The organism is Novosphingobium sp. GW835-FHT14H07, from assembly GCF_058793515.1.
Genome location: NZ_JBXAFX010000035.1, coordinates 1 through 17,979, shown reverse-complemented (window position 1 = coordinate 17,979; position 17,979 = coordinate 1). Strand labels below are relative to the sequence as shown.

At 64.8% G+C, this 17,979-nt stretch carries 17 protein-coding genes and 1 pseudogene; 16 read left to right on the top strand and 2 right to left on the bottom strand.

Annotated features, from left to right (window positions below; genetic code table 11):
- The first annotated feature begins 221 nt into the window (after positions 1 to 221).
- Genes AC1Q5P_RS19810 through AC1Q5P_RS19790 form a run of 5 tightly spaced genes read left to right on the top strand, consistent with a single transcriptional unit; the run spans position 222 to position 5,266 of the window.
- On the top strand, positions 222 to 1,496 hold the full coding sequence (locus AC1Q5P_RS19810; protein WP_039336631.1) for a DUF3422 domain-containing protein: 1,275 nt from the start codon (positions 222 to 224) through the stop codon (positions 1,494 to 1,496).
- 44 nt (positions 1,497 to 1,540) lie between these two features.
- A complete protein-coding gene (bchI, locus tag AC1Q5P_RS19805; RefSeq protein WP_039336629.1) occupies positions 1,541 to 2,542 on the top strand; it encodes a magnesium chelatase ATPase subunit I in 1,002 nt (333 codons plus the stop codon).
- The gene (locus AC1Q5P_RS19800; RefSeq protein WP_492519834.1) at positions 2,539 to 4,230 is read left to right on the top strand and encodes a magnesium chelatase subunit D; all 1,692 of its coding nucleotides are present in this window, start codon (positions 2,539 to 2,541) and stop codon (positions 4,228 to 4,230) included. The genes bchI and AC1Q5P_RS19800 overlap by 4 nt, the downstream gene beginning before the upstream one ends.
- Positions 4,227 to 5,126, top strand: a complete 900-nt coding sequence (gene bchO / locus AC1Q5P_RS19795) for an alpha/beta fold hydrolase BchO (protein ID WP_492519833.1) — start codon at positions 4,227 to 4,229, stop codon at positions 5,124 to 5,126. Before AC1Q5P_RS19800 ends, bchO begins: the two co-directional genes overlap by 4 nt.
- A 5-nt stretch (positions 5,127 to 5,131) precedes the next feature.
- Positions 5,132 to 5,266, top strand: coding sequence for a hypothetical protein (locus AC1Q5P_RS19790; RefSeq protein WP_255355113.1), 135 nt, complete (start codon positions 5,132 to 5,134; stop codon positions 5,264 to 5,266).
- Here the strand turns inward: AC1Q5P_RS19790 and AC1Q5P_RS19785 are convergent.
- Entirely contained in the window at positions 5,263 to 6,084 is an 822-nt protein-coding gene (locus AC1Q5P_RS19785; RefSeq protein WP_492519850.1) for a hydroxyneurosporene dehydrogenase, read from the bottom strand. The genes AC1Q5P_RS19790 and AC1Q5P_RS19785 overlap by 4 nt on opposite strands.
- A 14-nt stretch (positions 6,085 to 6,098) precedes the next feature.
- Entirely contained in the window at positions 6,099 to 7,658 is a 1,560-nt protein-coding gene (gene crtD / locus AC1Q5P_RS19780) for a 1-hydroxycarotenoid 3,4-desaturase CrtD (protein WP_492519832.1), read from the bottom strand.
- Between the two features lie 80 nt (positions 7,659 to 7,738).
- Between crtD and AC1Q5P_RS19775 the strand changes: the two genes are divergently transcribed.
- The 11 genes and pseudogenes from AC1Q5P_RS19775 to AC1Q5P_RS19725 form a co-directional block, all read left to right on the top strand.
- The gene (locus tag AC1Q5P_RS19775; RefSeq protein WP_492519831.1) at positions 7,739 to 8,929 is read left to right on the top strand and encodes a methyltransferase; all 1,191 of its coding nucleotides are present in this window, start codon (positions 7,739 to 7,741) and stop codon (positions 8,927 to 8,929) included.
- Between the two features lie 69 nt (positions 8,930 to 8,998).
- Complete coding sequence (gene bchC / locus AC1Q5P_RS19770) at positions 8,999 to 9,964, top strand: chlorophyll synthesis pathway protein BchC (protein WP_492477606.1); 966 nt, start codon at positions 8,999 to 9,001, stop codon at positions 9,962 to 9,964.
- The gene (locus AC1Q5P_RS19765; protein WP_039336619.1) at positions 9,961 to 10,950 is read left to right on the top strand and encodes a chlorophyllide a reductase iron protein subunit X; all 990 of its coding nucleotides are present in this window, start codon (positions 9,961 to 9,963) and stop codon (positions 10,948 to 10,950) included. The genes bchC and AC1Q5P_RS19765 overlap by 4 nt, the downstream gene beginning before the upstream one ends.
- A gap of 3 nt (positions 10,951 to 10,953) precedes the next feature.
- Positions 10,954 to 12,492, top strand: coding sequence for a chlorophyllide a reductase subunit Y (bchY, locus tag AC1Q5P_RS19760; RefSeq protein WP_039336617.1), 1,539 nt, complete (start codon positions 10,954 to 10,956; stop codon positions 12,490 to 12,492).
- Positions 12,489 to 13,934 (top strand): chlorophyllide a reductase subunit Z, encoded by a 1,446-nt coding sequence (gene bchZ, locus AC1Q5P_RS19755; RefSeq protein WP_492519830.1) that lies wholly within the window; start codon positions 12,489 to 12,491, stop codon positions 13,932 to 13,934. Before bchY ends, bchZ begins: the two co-directional genes overlap by 4 nt.
- A gap of 160 nt (positions 13,935 to 14,094) precedes the next feature.
- Positions 14,095 to 14,250, top strand: a complete 156-nt coding sequence (gene pufB, locus AC1Q5P_RS19750; RefSeq protein WP_082013438.1) for a light-harvesting antenna LH1, beta subunit — start codon at positions 14,095 to 14,097, stop codon at positions 14,248 to 14,250.
- A 66-nt stretch (positions 14,251 to 14,316) separates the two neighbouring features.
- Entirely contained in the window at positions 14,317 to 14,502 is a 186-nt protein-coding gene (pufA, locus tag AC1Q5P_RS19745; RefSeq protein WP_039336613.1) for a light-harvesting antenna LH1, alpha subunit, read from the top strand.
- A gap of 102 nt (positions 14,503 to 14,604) precedes the next feature.
- Positions 14,605 to 15,429 (top strand): photosynthetic reaction center subunit L, encoded by an 825-nt coding sequence (pufL, locus tag AC1Q5P_RS19740; RefSeq protein ID WP_039336611.1) that lies wholly within the window; start codon positions 14,605 to 14,607, stop codon positions 15,427 to 15,429.
- A 14-nt stretch (positions 15,430 to 15,443) separates the two neighbouring features.
- Positions 15,444 to 16,418 (top strand): photosynthetic reaction center subunit M, encoded by a 975-nt coding sequence (gene pufM / locus AC1Q5P_RS19735; RefSeq protein WP_039336609.1) that lies wholly within the window; start codon positions 15,444 to 15,446, stop codon positions 16,416 to 16,418.
- On the top strand, positions 16,415 to 17,500 hold the full coding sequence (gene pufC, locus AC1Q5P_RS19730; RefSeq protein ID WP_492519829.1) for a photosynthetic reaction center cytochrome PufC: 1,086 nt from the start codon (positions 16,415 to 16,417) through the stop codon (positions 17,498 to 17,500). The genes pufM and pufC overlap by 4 nt, the downstream gene beginning before the upstream one ends.
- 126 nt (positions 17,501 to 17,626) lie before the next feature.
- Positions 17,627 to 17,866, top strand: a pseudogene (locus AC1Q5P_RS19725) (IS110 family transposase); the annotation flags it as partial.
- Positions 17,867 to 17,979 lie beyond the last annotated feature (113 nt).

Sequence of the window (17,979 nt, the reverse complement as noted above, 5' to 3'; positions counted from 1 at the left end):
CGCTCTTGTGAACGTTCACCTAAATGAGAACGTTCACGCGGTCAAGGGCCTTCGCCGACAATAGCCGGAAAACCTAGTTCTTTTGGGCAATCCAGGCAGGCACTTGCGCGAAACCTGCGCAAATCCGTTTGGTGGTGCGCTGCTCTTGGCATAGCGTTTTGCCCAAGCGGCGGCGTCAATGGTGCCTTCTCTCCTGCCAGCCGCGTCAGGGATTTTCACCCATGCGCGACCATGACCTTCGAAGCAGGGCCGTTGGCGAGATGCACTTGCGGCGCTGGCCGCCCCTGCCGGTCCCTTGCCATATCGTGCAGTGGGTCCTTGCGATCGACGACAGCGAGCGTGCCGATGAACTGTCCGCGATTGAGGCCTTGACGGCGAGCAACGACAGCGTCGGCAACCCAACGCACCGCGAAGGCCGGATCAACCAAAGGGTCACCTTCACCTGGGAACGCCAGAGCGAAGGCAGCAGCCTGACGCTGTTTTGCGCGCCTTGCGATGATGAAGGCTTTCTCGAACCGACGACGGATGTCGAGCTATCGGCCGCAATCGCCTGGGCACGCACTCTGCCTGGCCAGATCGTGCGCAGCACGCGCGTGTGGCTGGCGCAAACCGATGCCGACGTCGAGCGGGTTCTCGATCGCCATCCGATTAATCGCGATGAACTTGTTTCCAGCACACTGGGCGGCGGCATCCGCATATGGTCGGACTTCAGGCTGAAGGATGACGGCTTCGGGCGATTGCTTGCAGCGGCCAACGGCATTGACCGGCGCGATCTCACCCGACAGATCCAGCGTCTTCAGGAACTGGGCAACTATCGCAACAAGGCGCTGCTCGGCCTGCCGGTCGCCCGCGAATGCTGGCCCAAGCTTGATGCTGCCGAAGAACGCCTGAGCGATCTTGCCAACCGTATCGCAGATAGCGACGCACGCGACGACAGCCTGCTGGAGGAACTGTCGCGCCTTGCGCTCGATCTTGCCTCTGTCGCGACTGCAATTTCGTTCCGCATGGACGCCACCCGCGCCTACGGTCAGATCGTCGAGGAACGTCTGGAACAACTCGATGTGCGGCCGGTCGGAGGGTACGCCTCGCTGGTTGATTTCACCCAGCGCCGTTTCCGCCCGGCCATGAATACCTGCATCGCCACCAGCGAGAGGATCGAACGCATCGGTGAGCGTACCGAGCAACTGACTTCGCTGCTGCGTGCGCGGATCGATACGCGGATCGAGAACCAGAATGCAGAGCTTCTGCGATCGATGGAGCAGTCGATCTCGATGCAGGCACGTTTGCAGCAGCTGGTCGAAGGCCTCTCGGCGGTCGCGCTAAGCTACTACGTCCTCGGCCTCATCAAGTACGCACTCTATGCTGTGCCAGACAGCGCATTGGGGGTTTCGGACGAGTTCGTGATTGGTCTTCTTGTCCTGCCGATGGTGCTGGGCGTGTGGTGGACGATGCACACCCTCAAGGACCGACTGATCAAGACTTCAGATCAGCGATAATTCCGCTTGTCCTGACGGCCATATGTGTCCACAGTTCTGGACAGATGGCGCGCTTCCCCTTCTCTGCGATCGTCGGTCAGGACGAAATGAAGCTCGCGCTCCTGATCGCAGCGGTCGATCCCTCCATCGGCGGAGTGATGGTGTTCGGCGACCGTGGAACAGGCAAGTCCACCGCCGCCCGCGCACTGGCCAGTCTGTTGCCGCCGATCATGGTCATGGACGGCTGCCGCTATGGCTGCTCGCCCGAAGCGCCGCATAGCTGCCCCGGCCCGTGCGAATCCAACAAGGCCAGCAAGCGGCCGGTGCCGTTCGTTGATCTGCCACTGGGCGCCACGGAAGACCGCGTGCTGGGCTCGCTCGATCTGGAACGGGCGTTGCGCACCGGGGAAAAGACGTTCGAACCCGGCTTGCTGGCGCGTGCGCATCGCGGGTTCCTCTACATCGACGAGATCAACCTGCTCGAAGACCACCTGGTCGACCTGCTGCTCGACGTGTCCGCCTCGGGCGAGAACGTGGTTGAGCGCGAGGGTCTGTCGGTGCGCCACAAGGCCAAGTTCGTGCTGATCGGCAGCGGCAACCCGGAAGAAGGCGAACTGCGCCCGCAACTGCTCGACAGATTCGGTCTTTCGGTCGAAGTACGCACCCCGCGCGAGATCGAAAACCGCGTCGAGATCATGCGCCGCTGCGCCTCGCACGATGCCGACAGCGAGGCTTTTGCCGCACAGTGGGCCGAGGAGGACGAGAAAGTCCTGCAGCAGATTGCGCGCGGACAGAAAAAGCTGGCGAAGATCGAGGTGCCGGACGGTGTGCTCGTGGACGCCGCCGGTATCTGCAGCGCCGTGGGCGTTGACGGCCTGCGTGGCGAACTGACCCTGATGCGCGCCGCGCGCGCGTTTGCCGCGCTGAAGGGGGCAAAGGTGGTCAAGCGCGATCACCTGCTTCACGTTGCGCCGATGGCCTTGCGCCACCGCCTGCGCCGCGACGTGCTAGACGAAAGCGGATCGACCGCACGGATTGATCGCGCGATCGCCGAACACTTCAGATGACCGAGGCACTGGCAGATGCGCTCCTGGCAGCGCGCCTGCTGGCCGCAGACCGCAAACTTGGCGGCCTGGTCCTGCGTGGCGGCGGACCGGCGCGCGATCTCGTCTTGCAAGCGCTGCGAGGATTGCTTCCGGCGGACACGCCCTTCCGCCGCCTGCCCGGTCATATCGACGAGGACCGGCTGACCGGGGGCACCGACATTGCTGCCAGCCTCGCCAACGGCACGCTCGTAAGGCAACGGGGCCTTCTGGCTGAGGTGGCAGGCGGCGTGTTGGTCGTTCCCATGGCCGAGCGTCTGCGCTCGGACACGGCGGGCAGGATCGCGCAGGCGCTCGATAATGGTCCCGGCTTCCTGCTCATCCTGCTTGACGACGGCGAAGGCCCGGACGAGCGGCCACCGCTCGCCCTGATGGAACGGGTCGCTTTGGACCTCAGCCTGCAAGACGTGCGCCCGGCGGACCTCCACTGCGAAATGCCCGAGCCGGGCGCTCTCGGGGCCGCACCATCGCTCGATAGCGAAGCACTCTCGGCCCTTGCCGCCACCGCAACGGCGCTGGGTATCGCGTCGATCAGGCCGCTCCTGCAGGCAGCGGCCGTTGCCCGGGCGCACGCGGTGCTTGGCGGCCGGGACACGGTTCACCGCGCCGACCTTGAAGCCGCGACGCGCCTCGTCCTTGCCCCGCGCGCGACAAAGCTGCCGCCGGAGCCTGAAGCGCCCGCTCCTCCAGAACCCGAGCATGAGCCGGAAGAGGCAGAGCGGCCGGACAATGACGAAGATGACGACGACAGCGCGCCCGACATTCCCGAAGACCTGCTGATCGAAGCGGCCCGCGCCATGATCCCGCCTGATGTGCTGGAACTGATCGCCTCGGGCCGCGCCCAGCGGGATGCGCGTGGCGGAGGCGCCGGACGCCGCACCGGTTCAGCACTGCGCGGCAAGCCCCTGGGTGCGCGGCCCGGCATGCCCGGCGGCGGTGTGCGCATGGCGCTGGTCGATACGATGCGCGCCGCCATACCGTGGCAGCCCCTGCGCAGGCGTGATCCGGCTCCCGAAGGCGCAGGTCCGATCCGCTTCCGCCGGGACGACCTGCGGGTCCGCCGCTTCGAAGAGCGCGCCACCACGGTCACGATCTTCGCGGTGGACGCATCGGGCTCGGCGGCACTCGCCCGCCTGTCGGAAGCCAAGGGCGCGGTCGAGTTGATCCTCGCCCAGGCTTATGTGAAGCGAGCCGAAGTTGCGCTGGTCGCCTTCCGCGGGACCGATGCCGACCTGCTGCTGCCCCCCACCCGCTCGCTCACCCGCGCCAAGCGCGCCCTTGCCGAACTGCCCGGTGGCGGCGGCACCCCGCTTGCCCGAGGCATTGCCCTTGCCCGGCAGCTTGCCGATGCCGTGATGTGCCGGGGCCGCACACCGTTCCTCGTGTTCCTCACCGACGGCAGCGCGAACGTCGCCGCAGACGGTACATCCGGCCGCGCCCAGGCCAATGCCGACGCGCTGACGGCCGCGAGGGGAATTGCCGGCGCCGGCCTTGATGCCGTGGTGATCGACATCTCGCCTCGCCCTCGGCCCGAAGCTGCCCGCATCGCCGAAGCGATGCGGGCGCGTTACCTGCCGCTGCCCTTCGCCGATGCCAAGGCGCTTAAGGCGGCGGTGACGCTTGCTGCCGAGCCGCAGAAGAAGCGCGCATGAGCGGGCCGCGCTGGGAGGTCGAAGGGCGCAACTGGCCGAACCGCGAAACAAGCCGCTTCGTGGAGACGCCGGGGCTCAAGTGGCACGTTCAGGTGGCCGGCGATGGGCCGGCGATCCTGCTGCTCCACGGCACCGGCGCGGCAACGCATAGCTGGCGTGACGTGCTGCCACTGCTGGCGCAGGACTTCACTGTGATTGCCCCTGACCTGCCCGGCCACGGCTATACCAAGGGCCGCCCGCGACAGGGCCTGACGTTGCCTGGCATGGCGAGTGCCGTGATCGCCCTGCTCGATACCCTTGGCCAGAGGCCGTCGCTGATCGTCGGCCACTCGGCCGGCGCGGCCATTGCGATCCAGACCGTCCATCTGCAGGGCGCGGCCACGCCCCTGATCGGCTTCAATCCCGCCCTGATGCCCTTCCCCGGCCTTGCCGCCAAGCTGTTCCCGTCGCTGGCCAGGATGCTGTTCGTGAACCCCTTCGTCCCGCGGATGCTGGCCGGCATTGCCCGCATTCCGGGCGAGACCGGGCGCTTTCTGCGCCGCGCCACCGGCTCTGCCATCGATGTGCGGGGGATCGCTGCCTACGAGGCGTTGATGGGCAACCATCACCACTGTGGCGGGGCAATGGAAATGATGGCCAGTTGGGACCTCGACGCGCTCAGCCGCTTGCTACCGCAGTTAATAAGCCGCGTGCTGCTGGTCCATTCCAGCGGCGACACAGCCGTGCCGCTGTCGTCTATCGAACAAGCCGCGAGGTTGATCCCCGATTGCCGTCTGGAAGTGCTGCCGGGGCTTGGGCATCTTGCGCACGAAGAGCGCCCCGAGAAGGCCGCTGAACTGATCCGCACGTTCGCCTCCGCAAGTGCGAGTGACGAAAGCGAGGGAGAGCCAGGATGAATTCGATGAGCGAACACTTTGGCTGGGTGGAAATCGTCTTCACCGCCGTCATCGCGCTGGGCTTCGGCATTTACCAGCTATGGTCGGTCAACCGCGAGATCGCGAAGGACAAGGCGAAGAAGCAGAACCCGGACGACTAGCCACGCGGTATCCGATAGGGCAGCATGAACTGCACGATCGGCGAAGAAAAGCGATCAAGATCAAGACTTTCCTGCACCGCCACGACGGGCTCTCCGAACAGGCGCGATGACAGGGTGGAGCGCGCATAGAATGGTGCGTCCTCCCAGGTGCGGATGACGCTGGCGTGGCCCCTGTCCGCCCGCGTCTTGCGCTCCATCTGCCAGAGCGTGTTCGGCAAGGGCGCAACGGGCGGCAGCGCCTCCTCCTCGTGCGGCACGCCGTCCGCGCCAAAGCGCAACGCGCTGGCAAAGCCCTGGCCATTGCGACGGATACCCTCGTAGCAGACCACCGATCCGCTGCGCCCATGGGCGCGGGACCAATGCCAGACGCGGAAGCCCTCCTCCAGCGATTCCGCGCCGAAGTTCGAATCGAGATAGGCGCTGCCCTTCCACTTGAGCCCAGGCTTTACCATCCGGACCTCGATCCGCGCGCGCGGGGCAATGCAGTGCCAGCGGTGGCGCCCGGCCGGGTCCAGCGAGAAGGCGCGGTCGTTGGTCGCTTCCGGGTAGACGCGGACCTTGCCGGCGACACGCCGCTGCCAAGGCACACCAACCCGCTTGTCCATCTCCTCGATATCGATTTCGAGCGCGTCACCGGTCCAGCGAACCGAACTCGGCCCGATCTGCAGATTGTCGGCATCGCGCGCAACACTGCCACGCTCGCGCTCGGTCATGGTCCAGCGTGCGCCGGGGCCATAGAGCGCCACGTTCAGGGCGCAGTGCTGCAACGGATCGGCGCGGCCGCTCTTCTTGTAGTAGGGCGAGAAAACACTGCCGATGAATGCGATGATCGTCAGCCCATGGCGTCCGCATTCGCTGATCGCATCGACATACCACCAGCCATAGCCACCGGGCGGAACTTCCGCATCGAAGCGAGGTCTTGCACCACAGCCTGCATCACCAGTTGTCCGGACAAGGCGGCCATCGGCACCCCGGCCCCCGGATGGGTGCTTCCACCCGCGCAGTAAAGCCCAGGGATCCGGGTCCGCGTGCCCTGCCGGAGGAAGGACGCCGCCCAGCCGTGCGAGGCCCGACCATAGATCGCCCCCCCGGTCGAGGGCAAAAAGTTCTCGAAGGCGTTCGGCGTCAGCAGCGTGTGGGGAAAGTCTTCCTCCAGCTCCAGTCCGCAACGCTGAAGGCTGCGCCTCATGGCCTGTGTGCACCGGGCCTTCTCCTCTTCGGTATAAGTGTGGCTGTCGCCATTGGCAGGCGCGTTGACGATGATCTGCAGACGTTCACGCTGGCCCGGCGGCACATCGGCCCCGCCCTCGCGATCGAGCGCGCAGACATAGACGCTGGGATCACATGGCGGAGCGCCGCCACGAATGTCGCTGAATTCGCGGACATAGTCGGGCGAGAAGAACACGTTATGACGCTGCAACGGAAAGCCCGATGTCCGTGCATTAGCCAGCCAGACCATCGCCGAGAGCGAACGCTTGCGCACGCCATGCGATGGCACCGCCATGGCGCCCAAGGGGCCGAAGCGCCCTGCCGCCAAGGCCTCGGGATCGGCATTGGCGATAACCGCGTCGGCGGCAATGCGCTCGCCATTGCAGAGGATCAGGCCCGATGTGCGTCCTTGCGCGGTCTCAATCAGGGCTGCGCCCGTGCTGAAGCGGAACTTCGCGCCATGCATCTGGCCCAAGCGCATCAACGCACCCGCAAGCGCGCTCATGCCACCTTCGATCAGCCAGACACCTTGCGCTTCCACGTGGGCGATCAGCATCAAGGTTGCCGGTGTCTCGAACGGCGAGGACCCACAGTAGGTCGAATAGCGCGCGAAAAGCTGGCGCAGGCGCTGGTCGGCAAAATGCTGGCCCAACACCTTCCACATCGATTCGTAGGGCCGGATCGCCAGAAGGTCGCCCATGCGCCACAAGCCGATGCGCCACATCAGGGGGAGCGGCCAACTGACCTTGCTCCCGCGCATCATCGGACGATCGATGATGCCGTGAATGCGCGCGGCCTCCCTGCGGAAGGCACGAAAGCCCGCTGCGGCCGAAGCGCCGGCAAAGTCACCAATGGCCTGCTCGCTCAGCTCCGGATCGGCATGGAGATCGAGATGGCGCTCTGGATCCCAGGCGTGACGGGCAATCACGTCTGCGCGGCGAATGTCGACAAAGTCGGCGAGATCGGCGCCGCAAGCCGCAAAGATGCCCTCGAATACGTCGCGCAGGGTGAAGACCGTGGGACCGGCATCGATGGAGGCACCATCGACGATCAGCTGACGCGCCTTGCCACCGGGGTGCGCTGCCTTTTCTACGACGGTGACATCTGCCCCGCGCGCAGCCAGCAGCGCGGCTGCCGTCAGGCCGCCGATGCCCGCGCCGATGATCGCCACCCGCGATGCCAAGGCAAGCTCCTCTCCTGAAGGGAAACCCTCCGGCGAATACAATTGACCTTTACATCATAAATGTCCAATCTTTTGGACATATGCTGGACGTTGCCCCTTTCACGGATGCGCCGCCGGTGCCCCACCCTCCTGAACGGCCTCCCGAATGGCGACGCCGCTGGACCCATTGGCGCAACCGGGTTCTGGGCAGCCCGGTCTTCCAGGACTGGGCGTCGCGCCTTCCCATTTTTGCAAGCGTATCAAGGCGCCGCGCCGCCAGCGCGTTCGATCTGGTGGCAGGCTTCACCTATTCGCAGATACTGCTTGCCGCGGTCCAGACCGGCCTGCTCGACCTGCTCGACGCAGGGCCTTGCAACGCCGATGATATCGCCCGCTCGACCGCGCTGAGTCATGCCGCCGCGACTCGGCTGCTCCGCGCCGCCGCCGCGCTGGATCTTGCCGAAGAAGTTGCCCCGGGATGCTGGATGCTCGGCCAGCAAGGGGCGGCTCTGCGATCAAACCCCGGGGCGCTCGCCATGGTCGCGCATCACCCGCTGCTTTACGCGGATCTCTCCGACCCGCTTGCCCTGCTGCGGCAGGACCGACAGGAGCCGACGGCCCTGTCGCGCTTCTGGCACTATCACTCTGAAACCGATGGCGAAATTGCCGGTCGCTACTCTTCACTTATGGCCGCGTCGCAGCAGATGGTGGCGCAGCAGGCGATGGGTGCCTATGCTTTCGACCGCCATTGCCGCCTCCTTGACATAGGGGGCGGCCATGGCGCTTTCGTCAACGCGCTGGCCCCGGCATGTCCATCGCTGGAGCTGGGCATATTCGACCTGCCTCCTGTTCTTTCCGGTGCAACGAATCTGCCGTCGCGAGTCTCCCTTCATCCTGGTGACTTCTTTGCCGACGCCCTGCCCACCGGCTACGATTGCATAACTCTTTCGCGGATTCTCCACGATCATGACGATGATCGCTGCCTGCGGATCCTGCGCGGAATTCGCGCAGCTCTTCCCGAAAACGGGCGCCTAGTCATTGCCGAACCGATGGCCGGGGCACGCGGGGCAAAGGCCATGGGAGATGCCTATTTCGGCCTTTATCTCTGGGCGATGAACTCTGGCCGCCCGCGCACGCCCACTGAATACGGCGAGATGCTCCACAAAGCGGGCTTCCGGCACTGGCAACAGAAGCGAACGGCAACGCCGGTCATCGCCAGCGTCATGTTAGTTCATATTGACAGCTATGACCGTCCAATCTGTTTGACACTCTTTGGCGTTAGCGTATGGTGAACACTGCCTGACAGTACCCATCCGGATACTGCGGCAAGGCCCGGATCACCGGAAGAGGGGAAGACCGGCATGGAGTCGCTGGCGGTCATACTGGAAGCACCGAGGCGCATCGCGCTTCGCAGGCTTGCCTTGACCTCAGGACAAGGCTCCGAAGCAGGCTTCTCCGCACTCGCTCCTTCAGACGTCCTCATCGAAGTCCAGTGGAGCGGCGTAAGTGCCGGAACCGAAAAGCTTCTCTGGTCGGGCGAGATGCCGAACTTCCCCGGAATGGGCTACCCGCTGGTGCCCGGATACGAGAGCTTGGGCCGCATCGTCGATGCCGGAAGCGAAGTCCAGACGCGCATCGGCGACTGGGTCTTTGTCCCCGGCGCAACCTGCTATCGCGATGCGCGCGGCCTGTTCGGGGGCACCGCGCGGCAGGTCATCGTCCCGTCCGCACGCGCCCTTCCCGTCTCCGAGTCGCTGGGTCGTGACGGGGTTCTGTTTGCGCTCGCCGCGACTGCGCTTCACGCGATGAACGGTGGCGATCCGCCCGATCTGATCATTGGCCACGGCACGCTGGGCCGCCTGCTCGCGCGCATGACCATCGCTGCAGGTGCCCCCGCCCCCACGGTCTGGGAGCACAAGCCCGCCCGCCGGACCGGCGCCCAAGGGTACAACGTCATCGCTCCGAAGGACGACGATCGCCACGATTACGCGAACATCTATGACGCCAGCGGCGATGCCGATTGCCTCGACCTGCTCGTCCCGCGCCTACGCAAGAAGGGCGAGATCGTGCTGGCAGGCTTCTACGCCAACCGCCCGAGCTTTGCCTTCGCACCTGCCTTCCGGGCCGAGGCACGCTTCCGCGTTGCCGCCGAATGGGGGCCGGATGATCTCGCCTCGACCCGCGCCCTGATCGACTGCGGCGCGCTCGATCTTTCGGGCCTGGTCTCGCACCAACGCCCGGCCGAAGAAGCCCAGGATGCCTATCCCGAAGCCTTCCTCGATGCCGACTGCCTCAAGATGGTCCTCGACTGGAGCAACTGCGCATGACGATGCTGGATACACATGCCGCTGCCCTGCGCGCTGAAGCCGCGATCGAGCCTGACGCGCCGCACACCGGCGAGGTACAGAAGGAAACGCAGATCATCGCGATCTACGGCAAGGGCGGCTCGGGCAAGAGCTTTGCCCTGTCCAACCTCAGCTACATGCTCGCCCAGCAGGGCAAGCGCGTGCTGCTGATCGGCTGCGATCCCAAGTCCGATACCACCAGCCTGCTCTTTGCCGGCAAGGCCTGCCCGACGATCATCGAGACGTCGTCCGCCAAGAAGCTGGCCGGTGAGGAAGTCCGCATCGAGGACGTCTGCTTCCAGCGTGACGGCGTCTTCGCCATGGAACTGGGCGGCCCCGAAGTCGGCCGTGGCTGCGGCGGTCGCGGCATCATCCACGGCTTCGAACTGCTCGAGAAGCTCGGCTTCCATGACTGGGGCTTTGATTACGTCCTGCTCGACTTTCTGGGCGACGTCGTCTGCGGCGGCTTCGGCCTGCCGATTGCGCGCGACATGTGCCAGAAGGTCATCGTCGTCGGCTCGAACGACCTGCAGTCGCTGTACGTTGCCAACAACGTCTGCAAGGCGGTGGAATACTTCCGCAAGATGGGCGGCAATGTCGGCGTCGCCGGCATGATCATCAACAAGGACGACGGCACCGGCGAGGCGCAGGCCTTTGCCAACGCGGTCGACATCCCCGTGCTCTGCGCCATTCCGGCGGACGAGGACATCCGGCGCAAGTCGGCCAATTACCAGATTATCGGCAAGCCCGGCGGGCAATGGGGCAGTCTCTTCGCAGAGCTTGCATCCAATGTCGCGTCGGCGCCGCCGCGGCAGCCCACGCCCCTCGACCAGGATGGACTGCTCGGCCTCTTCTCCCCCGAAGACACCGGAGGCAACGTCGAGTTGGTCCCGGCGACACAGGCTGACATGCGCGGCGGATCTTTCGAGCAGCGCCCCTCTCTCGAGGTGGTCTATGACGAGGTCTAGGCCATGACTGACCTTGCAGACAGGGCGCGTCATGCGCGCGAGCCGGACCGGATCGCTCTCGATCCGCCGGTCGAAGGTGGCGGCTGCCATGCTGGCGCCGATGTGTTGCGCGAGGCCACCAACAAGGCGCAAGGCTCGGAACTGCTGGATCGCTACGCCGCCGACTATCCGGTTGGCCCGCACGATCAGCCGCAATCGATGTGCCCGGCATTCGGTTCACTCCGCGTTGGCCTCAGGATGCGGCGCACTGCCACCGTGCTCTCGGGTTCGGCCTGCTGCGTCTATGGCCTGACCTTCACCTCGCACTTTTACGGCGCACGGCGCACCGTCGGTTACGTGCCGTTCAGTTCCGAGACCCTGGTCACCGGCAAGCTGTTCGAAGACATCAAGGAAGCCGTCGAAGGCCTTGCCGATCCAGCCGATTACGATGCAATCGTCGTAACCAACCTGTGCGTCCCGACCGCCAGCGGCGTACCGCTGCGGTTGCTCAAGAAGCAGATCAACGGCGTGCGCATCATCGGCATTGACGTGCCGGGCTTCGGCATACCCACGCACGCCGAGGCCAAGGACGTGCTCGCCGGAGCGATGCTTGCATATGCCCGCGAGGAAGTGGCGCAAGGCCCGGTCGCGGCCCCAACCAACCGTGCCGACAAGCCGACCGTAACCCTCCTTGGCGAAATGTTCCCGGCTGATCCCGTGGGCATCGGCATGATGCTCGAACCATTGGGCCTTGCCGCCGGGCCGGTCGTCCCAACCCGCGAGTGGCGCGAGCTTTACGCTGCGCTCGATTGCGCGGTCGTGGCTGCAATCCATCCGTTCTACACCGCCAGCGTCCGTGAATTCGAACATGCCGGCCGCACCGTGGTCGGCTCGGCCCCGGTCGGCGCGGAAGGCACGGCGGCTTGGCTCGATGCCATCGGTACTGCCTGCAACGTGCCAGCCGAAAAGGTCGAAGCCGCCAAGGCGCGCTTCGTGCCGATGATCCGTGCCGCGCTTGCCGCCAACCCGATCAAGGGCCGGATCACCGTCTCCGGCTACGAAGGCTCCGAACTGCTTGTCGCCCGCCTGCTGATCGAAAGCGGCGCTGACGTACCCTATGTGGGCAGCGCCTGCCCGCGCACGCGCTGGTCCGATCCGGACCGCGAATGGCTCGAGGCGCGCGGGGTCCGTGTCCAGTTCCGCGCCAGCCTCGAACAGGACATAGCCGCGGTGAAGGAATTCCGACCCGACCTTGCCATCGGCACGACCCCGGTGGTCCAGCACGCCAAGGCCCAGGCGATTCCGGCGCTCTACTTCACCAACCTGATCTCGGCCCGCCCCCTGATGGGCGTGGCCGGCGCCGGCAGCCTGGCGCAAGTGATCAATGCGGCGATGGCCAACAAGGCGCGCTTCGACAGGATGACCGCGTTCTTCGAAGGCGTCGGCACTGGCCCGGCCGCCGGGATCTGGGAAGAGACGCCGCAGGATCGCCCGGCCTTCAAGAAGAAGTACGCCGCCCTCAACGAAGCCGCGCGCAAGGCGGCAGAGGCGGTGGGCACATGACCCTCGTCCTCGACCATGATCGGGCCGGCGGCTACTGGGGCGCCGTCTATGTCTTCACTGCGGTAAAAGGCCTGCAAGTGATCATCGACGGGCCGGTGGGTTGCGAGAACCTTCCGGTTACCTCGGTCCTGCACTACACCGATGGCCTGCCTCCGCACGAATTGCCGATTGTGGTCACCGGTCTTGGTGAGGAAGAGCTGGGCAAGACCGGTACCGAAGGCGCGATGAAGCGGGCATGGAAAGTGCTCGATCCGGAACTGCCCGCCGTGGTCGTGACAGGCTCCATCGCCGAGATGATCGGCGGTGGCGTGACGCCGCAAGGCACCAACATCAAACGCTTCCTGCCGCGCACGATCGACGAGGACCAATGGCAGTGTGCCGACCGCGCGCTCAGCTGGCTCTGGTCGGAATTCGGCCCGAAGAACGTCCCTGCGGTCAAACCGGTCAAGGACGGCGAGAAGCCCAGGGTCAATATCCTCGGCCCCAGCTACGGCATGTTCAACATGGCGAGCGACGTTCACGAAATCCGCCGCCTGATCGAAGGCATCGGTGCAGAGGTCAACATGGTCTTCCCGCTGGGCAGCCATCTTGCCGATGTCCGCAGGCTGGCAGATGCCCAGGCGAACGTCTGCATGTATCGCGAATTCGGACGCAACTTGTGCGAACTGATGGAGCGGCCCTACTTCCAGGCGCCGATCGGGCTCGACAGCACCACTCGCTTCCTCCGCGCGCTGGCCGCCGAACTCGGGCTTGACCCAGAACCGTTCATCGAACGCGAGAAGCACACCACGATCAAGCCGCTGTGGGACCTGTGGCGCTCGGTCACGCAGGACTTTTTCGCCACGGCCAGCTTCGGCATCGTCGCCAACGAGACTTATGCGCGGGGCATCCGCCACTTCCTCGAAGATGACATGGGCCTGCCCTGCACTTTCGCCTTCTCCCGCAGCGCGGGCGTGAAGCCGAAGAACGAGGACGTGCGCGCCGCGATTCACGCGAACCCGCCGCTGGTGCTGTTCGGAAGCTACAACGAACGCATGTACAGCGCCGAAAAGGGCGGCCGGTCGATCTACATTCCGGCCAGCTTCCCCGGCGCCGCCATCCGCCGCCACATCGGCACGCCGTTCATGGGCTATTCGGGCGCGACCTACCTCGTGCAGGAAGTCTGCAACGCACTGTTCGATGCGCTGTTCAACATCATCCCGCTGGCCACGCAACTCGACGCAGTGGAAGCAACGCCCGCGCGCGCCACCCGCGAACTGGCTTGGGATGAAGACGCCAAGGCACGGCTCGACCAGATCGTCGAGGCACAGCCCGTGCTGGTGCGCATTTCCGCCGCCAAGCGCCTGCGCGATGCCGCCGAACGTGTCACCCGCCGCAACAACGAAACCCGCGTCAGCGCCGACAGGCTCGCCGATGCCATGCTCGAGGCGCAGGTCACATGATCCGCACATCGATCCTTCCGCGCTCATCCCGGGCGCATCAGCTTGCACGGTCGCCCATCTCCGGTCGCCCGTGTTCCCCCATCCACGCGGGTCAGTTCCGCGCGGATACCGAAAGAGGTCTTCCGCCTCTCGCACATCAACAACGACTGGAGATTGGGCAATGAGTGATCATGACGATCGCTTCGGGCTGAGGACCTACCTCACCCCAGAGGAAGCAAAGGAATTCCACAAACTCTTCATGAGCAGCTTCGTCGGCTTCACCGCCGTCGCGGTGGTCGCACACGTCCTCGTCTGGATGTGGAAGCCCTGGCTCTGACGCATCCGCCTGCCCGCGGCGACAGCCTGAGGCAGGACCTTCAACACTTGCACAAGGACTAAGACCATGTGGAGGATTTGGCTTATTTTCGATCCGCGCAGGGCTCTGGTTGCCCTGTTCGCGTTCCTGTTCGTGCTCGCACTGGTGATTCACTTCATCCTGCTCAGCACCGATACGTTCAACTGGCTCGATGGCCCGAATTCGGCCCAGGGCATGGCGAACGCAGCAGCAGCGGCGCCCGCAGCGCCCTGACGCAACTGTGCGAGAGGCGGCGGCGCTCCCGTCGCCGCCTCCTGTGGCAGCCAATCAGAACACAGCTAAGCCCGTCGCGCCGCGGCGGGGAGGGGTAGAACCATGGCACTCCTTAGTTTCGAACGAAAATACCGCGTTCGCGGTGGCACGTTGATCGGCGGCGACCTGTTCGATTTCTGGGTGGGTCCGTTCTACGTCGGCTTCTTTGGTGTGGTGACCGCGATCTTCGCATCGCTGGGCACCGCCCTCATCTTCTACGCGGCCTCGCAAGGACCGACGTGGAATCCCTGGCTCATTTCGATCGAACCGCCAGACCTCAAATATGGACTTGGCCTCGCGCCGCTGGCGCAGGGCGGGTTCTGGCAGGTCATCACCGTCTGCGCGCTGATATCCTTCAGCAGCTGGGCGCTGCGCGAAGTCGAGATCTGCCGCAAACTGGGCATGGGCTATCATGTGCCGGTCGCCTTCAGCATGGCGATCTTCGCGTACTTCACGCTGGTGGTGATCCGCCCCGTCCTTCTGGGCGGATGGCACTTCGGCTTCCCCTACGGCATTTTCAGCCACCTCGATTGGGTTTCCAACACGGGGTACCAGTACCTGCATTTCCACTACAATCCGGCCCACATGCTGGCAGTCTCGTTCTTCTTCACGACGACGCTCGCGCTCGCCCTGCACGGCGCGCTGGTGCTCTCGGCGGTGAACCCGCCAGAAGGTGCCGAAGTGAAGTCGCCAGAGTATGAAGACACCTTCTTCCGCGATCTCATCGGCTATTCGGTCGGCACGCTGGGCATTCACCGCGTCGGCCTTCTCCTTGCCCTCAACGCGGGCTTCTGGAGCGCCGTCTGCATCGTGATCAGCGGGCCGCTGTGGACCAAGGGCTGGCCCGAATGGTGGACCTGGTGGCTCAACCTGCCGATCTGGTCGTGAAGGAGCACTGAGCGATGGCGACCTATCAGAACATTTTCACCCAAGTCCAGCTGCGGGGCGAACCCGAAGCCGGGATCGCCCTTCCCCCCGGCAGCGAGCCGCGGATAGGCAAGGGATCGTTCAACCACCTCATGGGCCTGATCGGCCATGCGCAGATCGGCCCGGTATATCTTGGCTGGACCGGCGTGTTCGCCCTGATCTTCGGCTTCTTCGCGATCGAGATCATCGGGCTCAACATGCTCGCCTCGGTGGGCTGGAACCCGATCCAGTTCGTGCGCATGCTGCCCTGGCTCAGCCTCGAACCTCCGGGGCCGGAATATGGCTTCACGCCCTTCGTCCCGCTGGCCAAGGGTGGCTGGTGGATCATGGCCGGGTTCTTCCTGACCACCTCGATCATCCTGTGGTGGATCCGCACGTACACCCGCGCCCGGGCGCTCGGCATGGGAACGCACGTGGCCTGGGCCTTTGCCTCGGCGATCTGGCTCTACCTCGTGCTCGGCTTCATCCGCCCGTTCTTCATGGGCTCGTGGGCGGAAAGCGTGCCGTTCGGCATCTTCCCGCACCTCGATTGGACCGCCGCCTTCTCGATCCGCTACGGCAACCTGTTCTACAACCCGTTCCACGCCTTCTCGATCGCCTTCCTCTATGGATCGACCCTGCTCTTCGCGATGCACGGTGCGACCATCCTGGCGGTCGGTCGCTACGGCGGTGAGCGCGAGATCGAGCAGATCACCGATCGCGGCACGGCATCGGAACGCGCGGCGCTGTTCTGGCGCTGGACCATGGGCTTCAACGCCACGATGGAATCGATCCACCGCTGGGCCTGGTGGTTCGCAGTGCTGACGACGCTGACCGGCGGCATCGGCATCCTGCTGACCGGCACCGTGGTCGACAACTGGTACCTCTGGGCGCAGCAGCATGGCTATGCTCCGATGTATCCCGATACCGGGGTCATTGATCCCGCCACGCTGGGGAGTGCGGGCCAATGAAAAGGACAATCGCAATCGCCGCATTGGCGAGCGCTGCTCTGACCCTTTCGGGTTGCGAGCTGGGGCCGAAGCAGTCGGTCCAGAACGGGCATCGCGGCACCGGGATGGACCAGGTCACCTTGAAGAAGGTGGCCATGGCCAAGGACGACGTGCCCGCCCCGCCCTACGATCCGCCCTCGAACGATGGACCTCGGGCTGGCGACGCCTACCAGAACGTCCAGGTCCTGGGCGACGTCTCGGAAGAGCAGTTCACCTACACGATGGCCGCAATCACCGCGTGGGTTTCCCCGGAACAGGGCTGCAATTACTGCCACAACCCCGAGAACATGGCCTCGGACGAAAAGTACACCAAGGTCGCCGCGCGCAAGATGTTGCAGATGACGCGCAACATAAACTCCAATTGGAACAAGCACGTGGCGAGCACGGGCGTGACCTGCTGGACCTGCCACCGCGGAAATGCGATCCCGGCCAACTACTGGGCGCTGCCCGAAGCTGGCAAGAACGGGATCATCGGCAACCGTCATGGGCAGAATAATCCCGTTGCGGCATCAGCTTACTCGTCGCTGCCGGAAGCGTCGCTGGCGCTTTACCTGACCGGTGATCCGAAGACGGACAGGTCGATCCGGGTCGTTTCCGACACCCTGCATCCGACCAAGGCCAACGAACTTTCCATCAAGGAAACCGAGCCGCAGTATGCACTTATGAACCATCTGTCGCAGTCGCTGGGCGTGAATTGCACGTTCTGCCACAACGCGCAGGCGTTCAAGCCGTGGAACATCAGCACGCCCAAGCGCGCCACGGCGTGGTACGGCCTGCGCATGGTTCGCGATATAAATGGCCAGTATATCAGTAGTTTGAAGGACGTCTTCCCGGCGCACCGCAAGGGGCCGATGGGTGATCCGTTCAAGGTGAACTGCGCCACCTGCCACCAGGGCAAGAACAAGCCGATGGGCGGGTACAAGATGGCCAAAGACTACCCGGCACTGTGGGGCCCACCGATGGCGATGCCGGCGGCAGCTCCGGCAGCGCCTGCGGCACCGGCGGCTCCGATTGCCGCTGCGGTATCAACCGCAACACACTGATCCCCCGCAGGAATGTGGGACCTGAAGGGTCCGCTGGAGCACTCCGGCGGACCTTATGGGATGGCCCGCCCCTTTTCCCCGGCATCGGATATGATGCTGGTGCTTGAAGAGGAAAGGAGCGGACCGATGTCTATTGTGATCCTTGGCGTTGATTTGGGCAAGAATGCCTGCAGTGTGGTGGGCGTGGATGCGGCGGGAGCTGTCGTCGTACGCAGGTCGATGCGCCGCCAGACGCTGGTCGACTACGTTGCCAAGCTTCCTGTGTGCGTGGTCGCGATGGAGGCATGTTGCGGTGCCCATTATCTGGGGCGCCTGTTCGCCGCGCACGGACATGAGATCCGGCTGATGTCGCCGGAGTACGTACGGCCGTATGTGAAGTTATGCTCACCTCGCCATAACTTTACTAATCACGAGGTCCCCATAATGCGGAGGAACGCGGCCTGATTGGCGGATTTTCGCCTTTCTTGGATCGACTTGCT

Coding starts and splice junctions, on each gene's coding strand:
- bchC (WP_492477606.1), top strand. CDS start 8,999: ATGGAGTCGCTGGCGGTCATACTGGAAGCACCGAGGCGCATCGCGCTT.
- AC1Q5P_RS19790 (WP_255355113.1), top strand. CDS start 5,132: ATGAGCGAACACTTTGGCTGGGTGGAAATCGTCTTCACCGCCGTCATC.
- pufA (WP_039336613.1), top strand. CDS start 14,317: ATGTGGAGGATTTGGCTTATTTTCGATCCGCGCAGGGCTCTGGTTGCC.
- pufB (WP_082013438.1), top strand. CDS start 14,095: ATGAGTGATCATGACGATCGCTTCGGGCTGAGGACCTACCTCACCCCA.
- AC1Q5P_RS19800 (WP_492519834.1), top strand. CDS start 2,539: ATGACCGAGGCACTGGCAGATGCGCTCCTGGCAGCGCGCCTGCTGGCC.
- pufC (WP_492519829.1), top strand. CDS start 16,415: ATGAAAAGGACAATCGCAATCGCCGCATTGGCGAGCGCTGCTCTGACC.
- pufL (WP_039336611.1), top strand. CDS start 14,605: ATGGCACTCCTTAGTTTCGAACGAAAATACCGCGTTCGCGGTGGCACG.
- AC1Q5P_RS19810 (WP_039336631.1), top strand. CDS start 222: ATGCGCGACCATGACCTTCGAAGCAGGGCCGTTGGCGAGATGCACTTG.
- pufM (WP_039336609.1), top strand. CDS start 15,444: ATGGCGACCTATCAGAACATTTTCACCCAAGTCCAGCTGCGGGGCGAA.
- AC1Q5P_RS19765 (WP_039336619.1), top strand. CDS start 9,961: ATGACGATGCTGGATACACATGCCGCTGCCCTGCGCGCTGAAGCCGCG.
- bchY (WP_039336617.1), top strand. CDS start 10,954: ATGACTGACCTTGCAGACAGGGCGCGTCATGCGCGCGAGCCGGACCGG.
- AC1Q5P_RS19775 (WP_492519831.1), top strand. CDS start 7,739: ATGCTGGACGTTGCCCCTTTCACGGATGCGCCGCCGGTGCCCCACCCT.
- bchZ (WP_492519830.1), top strand. CDS start 12,489: ATGACCCTCGTCCTCGACCATGATCGGGCCGGCGGCTACTGGGGCGCC.
- bchO (WP_492519833.1), top strand. CDS start 4,227: ATGAGCGGGCCGCGCTGGGAGGTCGAAGGGCGCAACTGGCCGAACCGC.
- bchI (WP_039336629.1), top strand. CDS start 1,541: ATGGCGCGCTTCCCCTTCTCTGCGATCGTCGGTCAGGACGAAATGAAG.